Annotated in this window: 12 protein-coding genes; 7 read left to right on the top strand and 5 right to left on the bottom strand. The window is 74.4% G+C overall.

Annotated features, from left to right (window positions below):
• Positions 1-39: 39 nt before the first annotated feature.
• The 4 genes from ACZ5HG_RS14885 (at position 40) to ACZ5HG_RS14870 (ending at position 7421) form a co-directional block, all read left to right on the top strand.
• A complete protein-coding gene (locus ACZ5HG_RS14885; protein WP_464177658.1) occupies positions 40-1641 on the top strand; it encodes a hypothetical protein in 1602 nt (533 codons plus the stop codon).
• A 94-nt stretch (positions 1642-1735) separates the two neighbouring features.
• Positions 1736-2383 carry a TetR/AcrR family transcriptional regulator gene (locus ACZ5HG_RS14880; RefSeq protein WP_464177656.1) on the top strand — a complete coding sequence of 216 codons (648 nt, stop codon included), beginning with the start codon at positions 1736-1738 and terminating at the stop codon, positions 2381-2383.
• A 49-nt stretch (positions 2384-2432) separates the two neighbouring features.
• Positions 2433-4955, top strand: coding sequence for an MMPL family transporter (locus ACZ5HG_RS14875; RefSeq protein ID WP_464177654.1), 2523 nt, complete (start codon positions 2433-2435; stop codon positions 4953-4955).
• A 216-nt stretch (positions 4956-5171) separates the two neighbouring features.
• Positions 5172-7421, top strand: coding sequence for a putative bifunctional diguanylate cyclase/phosphodiesterase (locus tag ACZ5HG_RS14870; protein ID WP_464177652.1), 2250 nt, complete (start codon positions 5172-5174; stop codon positions 7419-7421).
• A 36-nt stretch (positions 7422-7457) separates the two neighbouring features.
• Here the strand turns inward: ACZ5HG_RS14870 and ACZ5HG_RS14865 are convergent, their stop codons facing one another.
• Positions 7458-8375, bottom strand: a complete 918-nt coding sequence (locus ACZ5HG_RS14865; RefSeq protein ID WP_464177650.1) for a cation diffusion facilitator family transporter — start codon at positions 8373-8375, stop codon at positions 7458-7460.
• Positions 8376-8467: 92 nt separating this feature from the next.
• Between ACZ5HG_RS14865 and ACZ5HG_RS14860 the strand changes: the two genes are divergently transcribed.
• Positions 8468-8857 carry a phosphorylase family protein gene (locus tag ACZ5HG_RS14860; RefSeq protein WP_464177648.1) on the top strand — a complete coding sequence of 130 codons (390 nt, stop codon included), beginning with the start codon at positions 8468-8470 and terminating at the stop codon, positions 8855-8857.
• A 61-nt stretch (positions 8858-8918) separates the two neighbouring features.
• Here the strand turns inward: ACZ5HG_RS14860 and ACZ5HG_RS14855 are convergent, their stop codons facing one another.
• From ACZ5HG_RS14855 to msrA, 4 genes are all read right to left on the bottom strand, one after another.
• Positions 8919-9188 carry a GlsB/YeaQ/YmgE family stress response membrane protein gene (locus ACZ5HG_RS14855; RefSeq protein ID WP_464177646.1) on the bottom strand — a complete coding sequence of 90 codons (270 nt, stop codon included), beginning with the start codon at positions 9186-9188 and terminating at the stop codon, positions 8919-8921.
• 68 nt (positions 9189-9256) lie between these two features.
• Entirely contained in the window at positions 9257-9910 is a 654-nt protein-coding gene (locus ACZ5HG_RS14850) for a hypothetical protein (RefSeq protein ID WP_464177644.1), read from the bottom strand.
• Positions 9911-10053: 143 nt separating this feature from the next.
• Positions 10054-10815, bottom strand: coding sequence for a HEAT repeat domain-containing protein (locus tag ACZ5HG_RS14845; RefSeq protein WP_464177642.1), 762 nt, complete (start codon positions 10813-10815; stop codon positions 10054-10056).
• Positions 10816-11076: 261 nt separating this feature from the next.
• The gene (gene msrA / locus ACZ5HG_RS14840; protein WP_464177640.1) at positions 11077-11745 is read right to left on the bottom strand and encodes a peptide-methionine (S)-S-oxide reductase MsrA; all 669 of its coding nucleotides are present in this window, start codon (positions 11743-11745) and stop codon (positions 11077-11079) included.
• Between the two features lie 144 nt (positions 11746-11889).
• On the opposite strand from msrA, the gene ACZ5HG_RS14835 reads away from it, so the two are divergent.
• Both ACZ5HG_RS14835 and ACZ5HG_RS14830 read left to right on the top strand, forming a co-directional pair.
• Positions 11890-13089, top strand: a complete 1200-nt coding sequence (locus ACZ5HG_RS14835; protein ID WP_464182179.1) for a cystathionine gamma-synthase — start codon at positions 11890-11892, stop codon at positions 13087-13089.
• Entirely contained in the window at positions 13086-14300 is a 1215-nt protein-coding gene (locus ACZ5HG_RS14830) for an AI-2E family transporter (protein WP_464177638.1), read from the top strand. Before ACZ5HG_RS14835 ends, ACZ5HG_RS14830 begins: the two co-directional genes overlap by 4 nt.
• Positions 14301-14305 lie beyond the last annotated feature (5 nt).

The raw sequence follows: 14305 nt of genomic DNA, 5'->3' as shown, positions 1-14305 counted from the left end.
TCCGGGCCCCGCCGACCCGAGAGAGCGACGAGGGGCGACGTGGACAGCAGGCGAGGATCAGGAGCCGTCACGACGGCGTGGACGACTCGGTGGAGCCGGGGCTGGGCGGCGCTGGTCGCCGCGACCCTGGCGCTGGTGGCGGTGCTCGCGGGCGCCCCCGGCGTCGCGCAGGGTGCCGACGAGCCGCGCGCCGTGCTGAGCGTGCTCAAGTCGGTCTCCGCGACGTCCGCGCAGCCCGGCGACCGGGTCACCTGGACGATCGACGTCACCTGCGAGTCGATCGTGACCATGTGCGTCGACGCCGTGATGGCCGACTCGATCCCGGAGCCCTTCGAGATCGTCGCGGACGGCGTCTCGGTGCAGGGCCAGCGCACCGGCTCCGCGCAGGTGACGGTGAGCGGCCGGGACGTGCAGGGCGCGCTGCCCGCCGACGCGGACGGCGCGCTGCTGGTCTACGACCCCGACGCCTACGGCGAGGCCGCGGTGCAGGTGACGCCCAGCTCGGCCCAGGCCGCCCAGGTCGACCCGACCGTGGCCGTCGACGGCGACCGGATCCGGGTGACCTTCCCGGCGGGCACCCGCCTGCTGCCCGGTGAGCGCGTCGTCGTCACCGTGCCGCTGGCCGTGCGCCCGGGCACCCCGGCCGGCGCGGTGCTGACCAACCGGTTCGTGCTCACCGCCGCCGACGACATGGTGCGGGAGGCCACCGCCACGGTGGACGTGGTGGCGATGGCGACCTACCTGCGGGTCAAGGACGTGGCAGAGGACGTCGCCCCGGGTGGCACCCCGACCGGGGTGGTCAGCACGGTCGGCGGCGACTGCGTGGCTGCGGACGGCTTCTACCGGAACCCGTGCCTGGTGGGGACCGCCCCCGGCGGCACGGAGACCTGGCGGCTGCGGGTGGCCAACACCGACAATCTGCCGACCGCCGCGATCAGCCTGGTCGACGTGCTGCCGCACGACGGCGACACCGGCACCTCGCGCTCGCAGAGCAGCAGCTCGCGCGGCTCCGCCTGGGCGCCGGAGTTCCTCGGCGACCTGACGGTGCAGGGCGTGCCGACCGGCGGGAAGACCACGGTCTCCTACCTGCTGGACGGGCAGACCTGCCGGTTCTCCGGCGACCCGCGCTCGGCCGACCCCTACGGCACGGGCTGCGCGGCGGACGTGTGGACCCCGGCCGACCAGGTGACCGACCTGTCCACGGTGCGCGGCGTGCGGGTGGACGTCGACCTGGCGGCGGCGAACCTCCAGCCCGGCGAGACGGTCACCGTCGCGTTCCGGACCCGCTCGGTGACGCCGGCGGCGGGTGACGCCACCGGCTCCACCGCCCCGGCGTGGAACACGATGGTCGTGCACACCGCGAGCGTCGCCGCCGCCGGCCTGGTGCACGAGACGCTGGAGCCCGACCGGGCAGGCGTGTTCGTGCAGCCCGTCGCCGACCCGGGCGGGACCACGCCGCCCGGGCCGCGCGAGGAGGTGCTGGGGGTGACGGTGACCCGCTCGGAGGTCTCGGCGGTGAGCGACGTGCTCGCGGTGACCGGCACCGAGGCCGCCGCGCTCGCGGGGCTGGCGCTGGCCGCGCTGGGCCTGGGCGCGCTGCTGCTCCGGGCCCGGGGGAGCCGCCGCACCCGCCGCGGCTGAGCACCGCCCCCCGGGCGTGACCGCCCGGGTGAGAAACGCACGTGCACCGAGTGCAGACTTGCACTCGGTGCACGGGCATGCCTACGGTCATCCCATGACGGAGCAGCCGATCGACCGCCGCGCGGCGCACAAGGAGCGCCACCGCCGGGCGATCCTCGACGCCGCCGCCGCGCTGGTCGCCGAGCGCGGGGTGCCGGACCTCGGCGTGGACGAGCTCGCGGCCCGGGCCGACGTCTCCCGGCGCACCGTCTTCAACTACTTCGCGAGCCTGGACGACATCGTCCTGACGATCGCCAGCGAGTCGCTGGAGCAGGTGATCGACCAGTTCTTCGCCCGCTACGCCGCTACCGCCACCGGGGCCGGCAGCCGGGACGACCTCTTCGACGAGCTCGGCGAGATGTTGCGGATCGTCGACCTGCCCAGCACGATCGCCTCGTTGTACCGCGTGCTCGGCGACCCGGCCTGCGGCGCTCAGGAGGACCCGCGCCGCAAGCAGCTCGTCGTGCAGACCTTCGACCGGGTGGCCGCCCACCTGAGCGAGGAGATCGCCCGTCGCCGGCCCGGCGTGGACCGGGTCGACATCGACCTGCTCGTCACCTCCCTGGTGCACGGGATCGGGGTCATCGCCCAGCACTGGATCGCCACCACCGACCGCACCGGCCCCGACGCCGTCGCGGCCTGGGACCACCTCACCGATCGGCTGCTGCTCAGCGTCCGTGCCGGTTTCATGCCGGAGCAGTGACGCCCCGCACGCCCACCCACCACTGCGAGACAGGGAACTGACACAGCACATGGCAGGACTCCTCTACCGGATCGGGCGCTTCTCCGCCCGGCGCGCCTGGGCCGTCGTCACGGCCTGGGTCCTCGTGCTCGGCCTCGCGGTCGGCGCCTTCCTCGCGTTCGGCGGCACGCTCACCTCAGCCGTCACCATCCCCGGCACCGAGACCGAGAAGGTCACCGAGCACCTGGCGGAGGAGTTCCCCGCCGCCAGCGGTGGCTCCGGCTCGGTGCTCTTCCACACCGAGGACGGCGCGGCCTTCACCGCCGACCAGCAGACCGCGATCAGCGACCTGCTCGCCGGCCTCACCGACATCGACGGCGTCGCGGGGGTCACCGACCCCTTCGCCACCACCGCCCAGCTCGCCGACCAGCAGGCGCAGATCACCGCGGGCACCGAGCAGATCGCCACCGCGCAGGCGCAGATCGACGCGGGCACCGAGCAGGTCGCCGCCGCGCAGGCGCAGATCGACGCGGGCCAGGCCCAGCTCGACGCCGCCCGCGCGCAGGCCGAGGCCGCCGGCGCCCCCGCCGAGGCGCTCGCCCAGCTCGACGCGCAGCAGGCGCAGATCGACGCGAGCCAGGCGCAGCTCGACGAGCAGTCCCAGCAGCTCGCCGACGGCCAGGCCGAGCTCGACGCGCAGCGCACCCAGGCCGAGCAGGGCGCGGGTCTGCTCGACCTCGCCTCCGGCATCCGCCTGGTGTCCGAGGACGGCTCCGCGGCCACCGCCACCGTCAGCTTCGACGACTCCCAGTTCGAGGTCCCGGTCGAGACCAAGGACGCCGTCGTTGCCGCGTTCGCCGACGCCGACATCCCGGGCGTGGCCACGGAGGTCTCCAACAACATCACCCAGACCGTCCCGAGCGTGCTCGGCCCGGGCGAGGTCGTCGGCGTGCTGCTGGCCGCGATCGTGCTGATGGTCATGCTGCGCACGCTGGTCGCCGCGGCGCTGCCGATCCTCTCCGCGCTGGTCGGCGTCGGTGTCGGCGCGGCCTCGGCCATGGCGCTGTCCGGCTCGGTCGAGATGATGTCGGTCACCCCGGTGCTCGGCATCATGCTCGGGCTCGCGGTCGGCATCGACTACTCGCTGTTCATCCTCAACCGGCACCGCCGGCAGCTGCGGGACGGCGTCGAGCTGCACGAGTCGATCGGGCTGGCCAACGGCACCGCCGGCAACGCGGTGGTCTTCGCCGGGTCGACCGTGCTGGTCGCGCTGCTCGCGCTCAACATCACCGGCATCCCCTTCCTCGGCCTGATGGGCACCGTCGGCGCGCTGTGCATCCTGATCGCGGTGCTGATCGCGATCACGCTCACCCCGGCGATGCTGGCGAAGATCGGTCTGCGGGTGCTGCCGCGCAAGCAGCGGGCCACCGTCGGCCACGAGGAGCCGGAGCCGGTCCCCTCGACCCCGATGCGCACCTCCCGCGCCTGGCTGACCCTGGTGGTCGGCGTGGTGGCGCTGCTGATCGTCGCGATCCCGGCGATGTCCATGCGGCTCGGCCTGCCGGACGGCTCCTCCGAGGCGGAGGACTCCGAGCAGTACCAGTCGTACTCGATCACCGCGGAGAAGTTCGGCGCCGGCGTGAACGGCCCGCTGCTGGTGGTCGCCGACCTTCCCGAGGCGGTCGCCGAGGACGACCTGGTCGGCGAGCAGCTCCGGATCGGCCGTGTCCTGGCCGACCAGGACGACGTGGTCGCCGTCGCGCCGATCGGCGCCAACGAGGACCGCACCGTGCTCGCGTTCCAGGTGATCCCGACCGAGGGCCCGCAGAGCGAGAGCACCGAGACCCTGGTGCACACCCTGCGCGACTCCTCGCCGATCGACGGCGATGTCCGCCTCGGCGTGGCCGGCTCGACCAGCGCGGCGATCGACGTCTCCGAGAAGCTCGCCGACGCCCTGCCCGGCTACCTGGCGATCGTGGTCGGCCTCTCGCTGATCATCCTGATCGTGGTGTTCCGCTCGATCCTGGTGCCGGTGACCGCGACCCTCGGGTTCGTCATGTCGCTGTTCGCCGCGCTCGGCGGCGTCACCGCGATCTACCAGTGGGGCTGGCTCGGCGACGTCTTCGGCGTGCACGACCCCGCACCGGTGCTGAGCTTCCTGCCGATCATCGTCACCGGCATCCTGTTCGGCCTGGCGATGGACTACCAGCTGTTCCTGGTGTCCGGCATGCGCGAGGCCTACGCCCACGGCGTCGAGGCCCGGGTGGCGGTCCGGCGCGGCCTGCACGCGGGCCGGGTCGTGGTCACCGCCGCGGCGATCATCATGGCGGCGGTGTTCTCCGGGTTCATCTTCTCGGAGTCCACGATCATCCGGCCGCTCGGCTTCGGCCTGGCGTTCGGCGTGCTGGCCGACGCCTTCGTGGTCCGCATGCTGCTGATCCCCGCGATCATGCACCTGGCCGGGAGGTCGGCCTGGTGGATCCCGGCGTGGCTGGACAAGATCCTGCCGGACGTGGACGTGGAAGGCGCCTCGCTGGAGCGCAGCCACCCGCACCCCACGCACCAGACGGTGGACGAGGTCGCCAAGGGCTGACCCCGCTCGCTGCACCACCACGACGACCCCGGCGCGGACCTCCGTGCCGGGGTCGTCGGCGTCGGAGCGCTCGCAGCGCGCTGACCTGCGTCGATACCGGTCAGGACCGCCATTTCACCCGGATCTGCGCCCGATCCGGCTCGGTCCCTCGTTCAGGCCTGCGCCGCGCGCGCCGATGTCCTGTGCATGAACGGACGGACCCGACGTACCGTCGCCGTGGGCGGCAGTGCGTGGCTCGTCCTGCTCGCGGTGGTCCTGATCGTCGGGCCGAACGCCGCGTTCTCCCTGCTCGCCGGGCTGACCACCGGCGCCGCCGCGGTCGTGGTGCGCCGCCGGGTCGCCGCCCGCCCGTTCCGCGAGCTGCGCGCCTGGCGCTGGTTCACCCCGGTCGGCGGGGTGCTCGCCGTCGGGTTCGCCGTCGAAGCGCTGATCGAGCTGCTGCACCCCCGCCTGCCGCTGACCGGCCTCGGCCTCGCGCTCGGCACGATCGCCGCCTGCGTGCTGCTCTACGAGGCCACCCAGTACTGGAACCGCTACGGCGTCGGGGACTGGGACCCGGGGGAGTGGATGGCCGGGATCGCAGGGCTGGTCGGCGCCACCTCGCTCACCGTCTACCTCACCTACCGGCTGCTGCCCGCGGCGCCGGACCTCGGGCCGCCGTGGCGGGTGGCCGTCGAGGTCCTGCTGGTCTCCGCACTGGTGGTGATGGCGCTGACCGCGATGGTCATGCTGCTCACCGCGCACCTGCTGACGGACTGGCGGTCCTGGACCCTGGTCGGCCTGCTCGTCACCCTCGCCGGGCTCGGCGTCGCGCGCTACCTGCTGCTGGCCACCGGTCACCGCGCCGGGGGAGCGCTCACCGTGGCCGGGGTGCTGGTGTGGGTGCTGCTCGCGCTGCTGATCGGGGTCGCCAGCGCGGCGCCCCGGGTGCGGAACACCGCGTCCTTCGTGTCGTCCCGGGCGTCCACCGTCGGCGCGCTGGTCGTCGTGGTCGGCGGCGGCGCCCTGATCGTGCTCGACGCGCTGGCCCCCAGCGGTCAGCGTGCGGTGCCGGTGCTCGCGGCGGCGTGCACGCTGATCGGCTGCCTGCGCCTGCTGCGCGTCGCCACCGACCTGGCCGAGCTCGCCTCCGCACGCACCGAGGCGCGCACCGACGGCCTCACCGGCATCCCGAACCGGCGGGCGCTGCTGGAGCACCTGGAGGAGATGCTGGTCCGCACCGACCGGGCCGCGCTGCTGATGATCGACCTGGACGACTTCAAGGGGATCAACGACGGCATGGGCCACGCCGCCGGGGACGAGCTGATCCGGGTGATCGCGACCCGGCTGTCCGCGGAGACCGGCGCCGCCGGCCTGCTCGCCCGGCTCGGCGGGGACGAGTTCGCCGTCGCGCTGCACTCCCCGGACCCGGAGCAGGCCCGCCGGGTGGCCGAGGGGCTGCTGGAAGCGGTGCGTGCCCCGGTGACGATCGACGACTACGCGGTGCGGGTGGACGCCAGCATCGGTGTGGCCAGCACCCGGCTCGGTGCCGCGACGCTGCACGCGCTGCTGCGCGGGGCGGATGCCGCCATGTACACGGCCAAGCGCTCCGGCGGCGGCGTGCAGGTGTACGACGAGGCGACCGCCGCGGCGACCGAGCGCCGGCGCGACGTGCTGAGCGACCTGCGCACGCTGCTGGTGGACGCCGGCGGCGGCGCGGGTGCCGCCGGGCCCACGGGCTCGGTCGGCACGCTGGTGCTGCACTACCAGCCGCAGGTGTCGTGCACGGACGGGGCGGTGGTCGGCGTCGAGGCGCTGGTGCGCTGGGACCACCCCCGGCACGGGCTGCTCGGCCCGGCGGCCTTCCTCGACCTGGTCGAGGACTACCGGCTGATGCCGCTGCTGACCCGGGTGGTGCTCGCGCAGGCCACCGCCGAGGCCGCGGCCTGGCGCGCGGCCGGCTGGGACCTGCCGGTGTCGGTGAACCTGTCCGCGAGCAGCCTGGCCCGCGCCGAGCTGCTGCCGGAGGTCGGCGCCGCGCTGGCCCGGGCCGGGCTGCCGACCGACCGGCTGGTGCTCGAGGTCACCGAGACCGCGATCATGCAGGACCCCGCGCAGGCCGTCGCGACCGTGGTGGCCGCCGCCGGCCGGGGCCTGCGGATCAGCATCGACGACTACGGCACCGGGTACTCCTCGCTGGCCTACCTGGACCAGATGCCCGCGCACGAGCTCAAGCTGGACCGGGCCTTCACCTCGCGGCTGCTGGAGGACGAGCGCACCCGGGTGATCGTCGCCGGCACGATCGGCCTGGCGCACCGGCTCGGCCTGACGGTCACCGCCGAGGGCGTCGAGGACGCGGCCACCGAGCAGGCGCTGCGCGGGCTCGGCTGCGACCGCTCGCAGGGCTACCTGCACGCCCGCCCGCTGCCGGTGGCCGAGCTGCGGCCGTGGCTGGCGGCGCGGTGCGGCGTGGCGGAGGGCGCCTGACGCGAGCCGCCGTGCGCCCGCCGGGGCGCCAGCCGCTCAGGCGTGCTGCGGGTGCTCGTGCCCCTGGTGCGTGGCGGTCTCGATCTGGAACGTCGAGTGCGCCACCGGCACGTCGAAGTGCGTGCCGACGCACTCCTGCAGCTCGTCCAGGATCCGTGCGCAGTGCCCGTCGGTGAAGCAGCCGTCGTCCACCACCACGTGCGCGGTGATCACCGGCAGGCCGGTGGCGATCAGCGAGGCGTGTAGGTCGTGCACCTCGCGCACGTGCTCCACCACGAGCAGGTGCGCCCGCACCGCGTCCAGGTCGAGCCCCGGCGGGGTGGACTCCAGCAGCACCGCCGCGGCGTCCCGCAGCAGGCGCACCGCCCGGGGCAGGATCAGCGCGCCGATCAGCAGGCCGGCCACCGCGTCCGCCCGCTGCCAGCCGGTCGTGGCGATCACCACCGCCGCGACGATCACCCCCGCCGAGCCCAGCGCGTCGTTCAGCACCTCGAGGAACGCCGCGCGCAGGTTGAGGTTCGCCCCGCGCCCGCCGGACAGCACCCACAGCGACGCGACGTTGGCGAGCAGGCCGATCACGCCGAAGACCACCAGCTCCGCCGCGGGCACCTCGGGCGGGTCCATCAGCCGCTGCACGCCCTCGACCAGCACGTACACGCCGACCGCCAGCAGCACCGCCGCCTGCGCCAGCGCGGCCAGCACCTCCGCCCGGCGGAAGCCCCAGGTGCGCCGGGAGGACGCCGGACGCCGGGTGAGCTGCGCCGCGAGCAGGGCCATCAGCAGCCCGGCCGCGTCGGTCAGCATGTGCGCGGTGTCGACCAGCAGCGCCAGCGATCCGGTGACCAGCGCCCCGACCGCCTGGGCGACCAGCACCACCGAGGTCAGCCCGAAGGCGACGGCGAGCCGTCCGCGGTGGTCGGTCGCGTCGTGCGCATGGCCGTGGTCGTGGCCCATGGCCCCTCCTCGGTCGGGTGAGAGCGGTTCTGATCATCGATAGATCGATGAGCGATGCTGTCATCGCTCGATGGCGATGATAGATCGACCGGGTGCGCGATGCCAAGGGGTGGCGCCGGCGCCGCCTGCCGGGCGTGCACTACTCGCACGCCCCGGACTTCGGCCTGGCGGCGGCAGCCGTCACCGCCGCGCGCGCCACCGAGGGGGCCCGGGTGCACGCCGGCCCGGTGTTCACCTCGGACGCGTTCTACTCCAGCCGCCCGCACGTCACTCAGGCGCTGGTGGAGCACGGCACCCTCGCCGTCGAGATGGAGGCCGCCGGGCTGTACGCGGTGGCCGACGTCGAGCGGCGCAAGGCGCTGGCGATCATGTCGATCTCCGACCTGACGTTCCGGGCCGACGAGCTCACCGCCGCCCAGCGCGAGGAGCTGTTCGACCACGCCGTGCAGATCGCGCTGACGGCCCTGGCGACCGCCGAGTAGGTCGCCGCACGACGACGGCCCGGCACCGGGGATCTTCCCTGGTGCCGGGCCGTCGGTCGTGTCAGGCGCGCGATCCCTTGCGCCCGGTCAGCGCGCCGTAGATCAGCAGCACGACCACCGAGCCGCCGATCGCGAGCAGCCAGGTCTGGAGGGAGAAGAACTCCTCCAGCCGCGCGTCGAACAGCACGCTGCCCAGCCACCCGCCGACGAGCGCGCCGATCACGCCGAGGATCAGGGTGGCGAACCACCCGCCGCCCTGGCGTCCCGGCAGCAGCGCCTTCGCGAGCGCACCCGCGATCAGGCCCAGCAACAACCATCCGAAGAAGCCCATGTCACACCTCCGTCGATCCGTCGGGCTCGACGGTCGCACGCCGCGGGCGGGGCCGCATCCGGAGAGGTTCAGCCGAGGACCAGCGTCTGCTCCGTGGTGCTGACGACCTCCAGCGCGTCCAGCGGGGCGGTGGCACCGTCCAGCAGGAACCCGCAGGACGTGCTCGGCCACTGCGCCCGCACCGCCCGCCCGTCGGCGTCCACCAGGAAGATCACCGGCCGGAACTCCATCATCGCCATGCACGCCTCGCCCTCGCGCGGCGCCTGCGAGGGGCGACCGAGCTGGTCGAGCAGCGGGCCGAGATCCCCGCGCAGCTCGCTGACCTGCACGGTGATCGGCTCGGGAGTGGGCTCCGGCGTCGGCTCGGCGGGCGCTGCGGGGGTCGCGAGCGCGTCGACCGCACCGGCCTCGAGGTCCTCGACCGTCTCCGGCGCGGGCGTGAGCAGCATCGGCGGGGCGACGTCGCCCAGCAGGAACGCGCCGCCGCACCGCACCACCGACACCGGCGTGAACCCGTCCGGCACGCCGCCCGGCTCCGGGCCGGTCCGCGTGTGGCCCGCGGGCGGCGTCATGCCCAGGTCGGTCAGCACGTCCGCCGCGAGGCAGTCCGGGCCGTCCGCGGCCACCTCCGCCGTCGGGCCGGCCGGTGCGCTCGCGCACCCCGCCGTCAGCAGCACGATCGTCGTCGCCAGCAGCGCGGTCGCGCGCGGTCCCCTGGGCATGCGATCCCCTCCCGTCCCGGTCATCACTGCCTGTGTCGCGGCGACGCGCGTCCTTGCGGCTGTCACGGCACCGCGGACATCTCGATCGCCCCGCTGGTCTCCAGCCCGTCCAGCAGCACGTCCGCGCGGGCGGACCGCTGCCCTCACGCCTCGGTCGCCGGCACGTCGAGCAGGCGGCGCAGCCGGGCCTTGCCCCGGTTGCTGCGGTCGATCCACGCCACGTCCGGATCGGTCGACGTCCCGAGCGCCAGGAACAGCGGCAGCCCCTCGTCCGGCGCCCCCGCGACCGCGACCGACCAGCAGTACCCGAGCGCCTGCCGCAGCGTCCGCACGTCGGGGTCGCGTCGCGCGGCGGCGGGCAGCGCCTCGATCGACGCGGTCGCCCGCACGCAGGCGTCCAGCGCCGAGCGGGCGGTCGCCGGGTCGCGCAGCAGCCGCGGCTCGCACACCCCGGCCACCGCCGCACGACGCACCAGCGGGTCGGCGTCGGCCACCCAGGTCGCCACCAGACGGCGCAGCGGGGCGGTGTCCTGGTCGCCGACGCGTTGCAGCGCCATCGCCGCCGCCTCCCGCACCCGCCAGGACCGGTCGGCCGCGCGGGCGTGCAGCAGCGCCTCCAACCCGGCGGCCTCGGACCCGGGCGCCGGGGCGGTCGCCGTGGGCTCGGCGTCGAGCAGCAGACGGCCCAGCCCGACCGTCCCGCAGCAGCGCAGGTACTCGTCCGGCTCGTCGGCGGCCTGCCGCACCAGCGCCGCCGGGGCGACGTCCGCGAAGGCCCCCATCAGCTCGAGGTTCCCCCGGGGGCCGGGCAGTCCGGACCCCGCAGTCAGGTACGCGAACGCCTCGTCCGCGGGAAGGGTGCGCAGGGCCTCGCGGTGGGCGTCGGCGGCGGTCGGTCGGGGCACGCTCGGCACGTTACGCCTGGTGGCGAGGGTCGCGGGGGCGTTTCGAGTCCTTCCGGCAAGCGAACGACCGGCCGAGCTGCGAGGGTGACAGCCCTCATCAAGCAGCTCGCGCCGGTCGTCGTGGAAGTACTTCGCCTCATTCGTGAGCTCGTGGACTGAGCTCATGCAGTGAGGGCTCCCCGCCGTGGGCCGAGGTCCGCGGCGGGGTTGTCCTTTCCTGCTCTCCTCAGCCTAGCAGGAGCCTTTCGCTGACCCCGGCGCTCACGACCCGGACGGCACGGGGCAGGCGACCCCCGTCGAGTGCACCGGGCAGTAGCCGCCCGGGTTCTTGTCCAGGTACTGCTGGTGGTAGTCCTCGGCGTAGTAGAAGGGCCCGGCCTCCTCGGCGGGGCGGATCTCGGTGGTGATCTCGCCGTAGCCGGAGCGGGCCAGCCGCTCCTGGAACGTCGCGCGGGTCTCCTCGGCGATCCGGGCCTGCTCCGGGGTGGTGGGGTAGATCGTCGACCGGTACTGCGTGCCGCGATCGTTGCCCTGGCGGAAGCCCTGGGTGGGGTCGTGCGCCTCCCAGAACGCCCGCAGCAGGTCGGCGTCCGACAGGACGGTCGGGTCGTAGGCGACCTGCACCACCTCGGCGTGCCCGGTCTGGCCGGTGCACACCTCCTCGTAGGTGGGGTGCGGCGTGTACCCGCCCTGGTAGCCGACGGCGGTGCTCACGACGCCGGGCAGCTGCCAGAACTCACGCTCCGCGCCCCAGAAGCAGCCGAGGCCCAGCGTGATCGTGCGGGTGCCCTCCGGCCACGGGCCGCGCAGCGGGGTGCCGAGCACGGTGTGGGTCTCGGGGACGGTGTAGGGGTAGCCCTCCCGGCCGCGCAGCGCGCGCTCCGGGGCGACCATCGTCGACGACAGGGCCGATCCGAACAGCCAGCTCATGGTGACTCCTTCCTCGGGTCGACCCTCTCAACCGAGGGAGCGCACGGCATGTTCCCCGGGCTGGATGTCGGCGTGAGCGCCTAGCCTGTGGGGGTGAGCGACGAGCAGGCCCAGCCGGCCACCCCCGAGACCCCCGCCGACGGCCTGGACCAGGGTGACTGGTCCTCCGCCGGCTTCGCGACCCGCGCGATCCACGCGGGGCAGGAGCCGGACGGCGCCACCGGCGCGGTCGTGACGCCGATCTACCAGGTGTCGACCTACAAGCAGGACGGCGTCGGCGGGCTGCGCGGCGGCTACGAGTACTCGCGCTCCGGCAACCCGACCCGGGCGGCGCTGGAGGAGGCGCTGCGGGCGGCGGAGGGCGGCGGTGCGGGCTTCGCCTTCGCCTCCGGGCTCGCCGCCGAGGACACGCTGCTGCGCGCGGTGCTGCGACCGGGTGACCACGTGGTCGTGCCGGACGACGCCTACGGCGGCACCTACCGCCTGATCGCGCGGGTGTTCGGCCCGTGGGGGATCGAGCACACGCCGGTCGACCTGTCCGACCCGGACGCCGTGCTCGCCGCGATCCAGCCCGGTCGCACCAAGCTCGTCTGGGTCGAGACGCCGACCAACCCGCTGCTCGGCGTCGCGGACGTCGCCGCGGTGGCCGCGCACGCCCGGGCCGCCGGTGCGGTGCTGGTCGTGGACAACACCTTCGCCACCCCCTACCTCCAGCAGCCGATCGCGCTGGGTGCGGACGTGGTGGTGCACTCGACCACCAAGTACATCGGCGGGCACTCGGACGTGGTCGGCGGTGCGCTGGTGGTGGCGGACGGCGCGCAGCTGCCGGTGGGGCTGGAGAGCCCGACCGGGGGGACGGCGCTCGCGGACGCGGTGGGCTTCCACCAGAACGCCTCCGGCGCGGTCGCGGGGCCCTTCGACTCCTGGCTGACCCTGCGCGGGCTCAAGACGCTGGCGGTGCGGATGGACCGGCACAGCCGGAACGCCGCCGCGGTGGCCGCGTTCCTCGACGCCCGCGACGACGTGCCCGCGGTGATCTACCCCGGCCTGGACTCGCACCCGGACCACGAGGTCGCCGCCCGGCAGATGTCCGGCTTCGGCGGCATGGTGTCGTTCCGGGCCGGCAGCGCGGAGCGGGCCGCCGAGGTCTGCGCCCGCACCCGGGTCTTCACGCTCGCCGAGTCGCTGGGCGGTGTCGAGTCGCTGATCGAGCTGCCGGCGCGGATGACCCACGGCTCGGTGGTCGGCACGGCGCTGGAGGTCCCGGACGACCTGGTGCGGCTGTCGGTCGGCATCGAGGACGAGGCGGACCTGATCACCGACCTCACCCGGGCGCTGGCATGAGGTGGTTCCGGCGGGCGCCCGAGCCGCCGACCCCGCCGGTGCTGCACGAGGGCGACCTGACCTCCGGCGCGACCCCGCGCGGATGGACCGCCGAGCAGTCGGTGACGCCCGCCGTGCGCGCCGCGGCCGCGTGGTCGTGGCGGTTCCTGCTGATCGCCGGCGCGGCCGCGCTGCTGTTCTGGCTGATCGGCTTCTTCAAGGTGATCGTGGTGTCCGTCGCGATCGCCCTGCTGCTGACCGTGCTGCTCACCCCGGTCGCCGCCTGGCTGCGCCGGGTCGCCCGGTTCCCCCGCGCGCTGGCGTCGATCACCGCGGTCCTGCTGCTGCTGGTCGTGGTCGCCGGACTCGTGGTGCTGGCCGGGCGGTCGATCGTCAACGGCTTCGGCGACCTGCGCGACCAGGCGGTGCAGGGCTTCAACGAGGCGCTGGACTGGCTCTCGACCGGCCCGCTGCACATCAGCTCGGACCAGATCGACCAGTGGGTCGACCAGGGCACCTCCTCGCTCAGCGACAACGCCAGCACGCTGCTGTCCGGGGCGCTGTCCGTCGGCACCACGGTCGGCCACGTCAGCGCCGGCGCGCTGATCGCGCTGTTCTGCACGTTCTTCTTCCTGCTCGACGGGCGGACCGTGTGGTCCTGGCTGGTCGGGCTGCTGCCGCTGCGGGTGCGTGAGCGCGTGCACCAGGCGGGTCGGCGCGGGCTGGTCACGCTGAGCGGCTACACCCGCACGCAGATCCTGGTGGCGCTGGTCGACGCGGTCGGCATCGGCGTCGGCGCCGCGATCCTCCAGGTGCCGCTGGCCGTGCCGCTGGGCACGCTGGTGTTCGTCGGGTCGTTCATCCCGATCGTCGGGGCGATCACCACCGGCGCCGTGGCGGTGCTGGTGGCGCTGGTCGCGCAGGGGCCGGTGGTCGCGCTGCTGATGCTCGCCGTGGTGCTGGCGGTGCAGCAGCTCGAGGGGCACGTGCTCCAGCCGTTCCTCATGGGTCACGCGGTCTCGCTGCACCCGGTGGCGGTGCTGCTCGCGGTGACGGCGGGCTCGATGGCGGCCGGGATCGTCGGGGCGCTGTTCGCGGTGCCGATCGCGGCGGTGCTGAACACCGTCGTGCTGTACCTGCACGGGCACGACAAGTTCCCCCACCTGGGCACGGACGACCACGTCACCCTGCGGACCCGGCGCGCCGGGTCCGGCGCCACCACCGTCGGGTGAAAGAT

The organism is Cellulomonas sp. GTC20042 (genome assembly GCF_055389595.1).
This window is presented reverse-complemented; position numbering and strand designations above follow the sequence as displayed.

Bases quoted from the DNA above. Each gene is read 5' to 3' on its own strand.
- ACZ5HG_RS14880 (WP_464177656.1), top strand. From the start codon at position 1,736: ATGACGGAGCAGCCGATCGACCGCCGCGCGGCGCACAAGGAGCGCCAC.
- ACZ5HG_RS14875 (WP_464177654.1), top strand. From the start codon at position 2,433: ATGGCAGGACTCCTCTACCGGATCGGGCGCTTCTCCGCCCGGCGCGCC.
- ACZ5HG_RS14865 (WP_464177650.1), bottom strand. From the start codon at position 8,375: ATGGGCCACGACCACGGCCATGCGCACGACGCGACCGACCACCGCGGA.
- ACZ5HG_RS14855 (WP_464177646.1), bottom strand. From the start codon at position 9,188: ATGGGCTTCTTCGGATGGTTGTTGCTGGGCCTGATCGCGGGTGCGCTC.
- ACZ5HG_RS14850 (WP_464177644.1), bottom strand. From the start codon at position 9,910: ATGCCCAGGGGACCGCGCGCGACCGCGCTGCTGGCGACGACGATCGTG.
- msrA (WP_464177640.1), bottom strand. From the start codon at position 11,745: ATGAGCTGGCTGTTCGGATCGGCCCTGTCGTCGACGATGGTCGCCCCG.
- ACZ5HG_RS14830 (WP_464177638.1), top strand. From the start codon at position 13,086: ATGAGGTGGTTCCGGCGGGCGCCCGAGCCGCCGACCCCGCCGGTGCTG.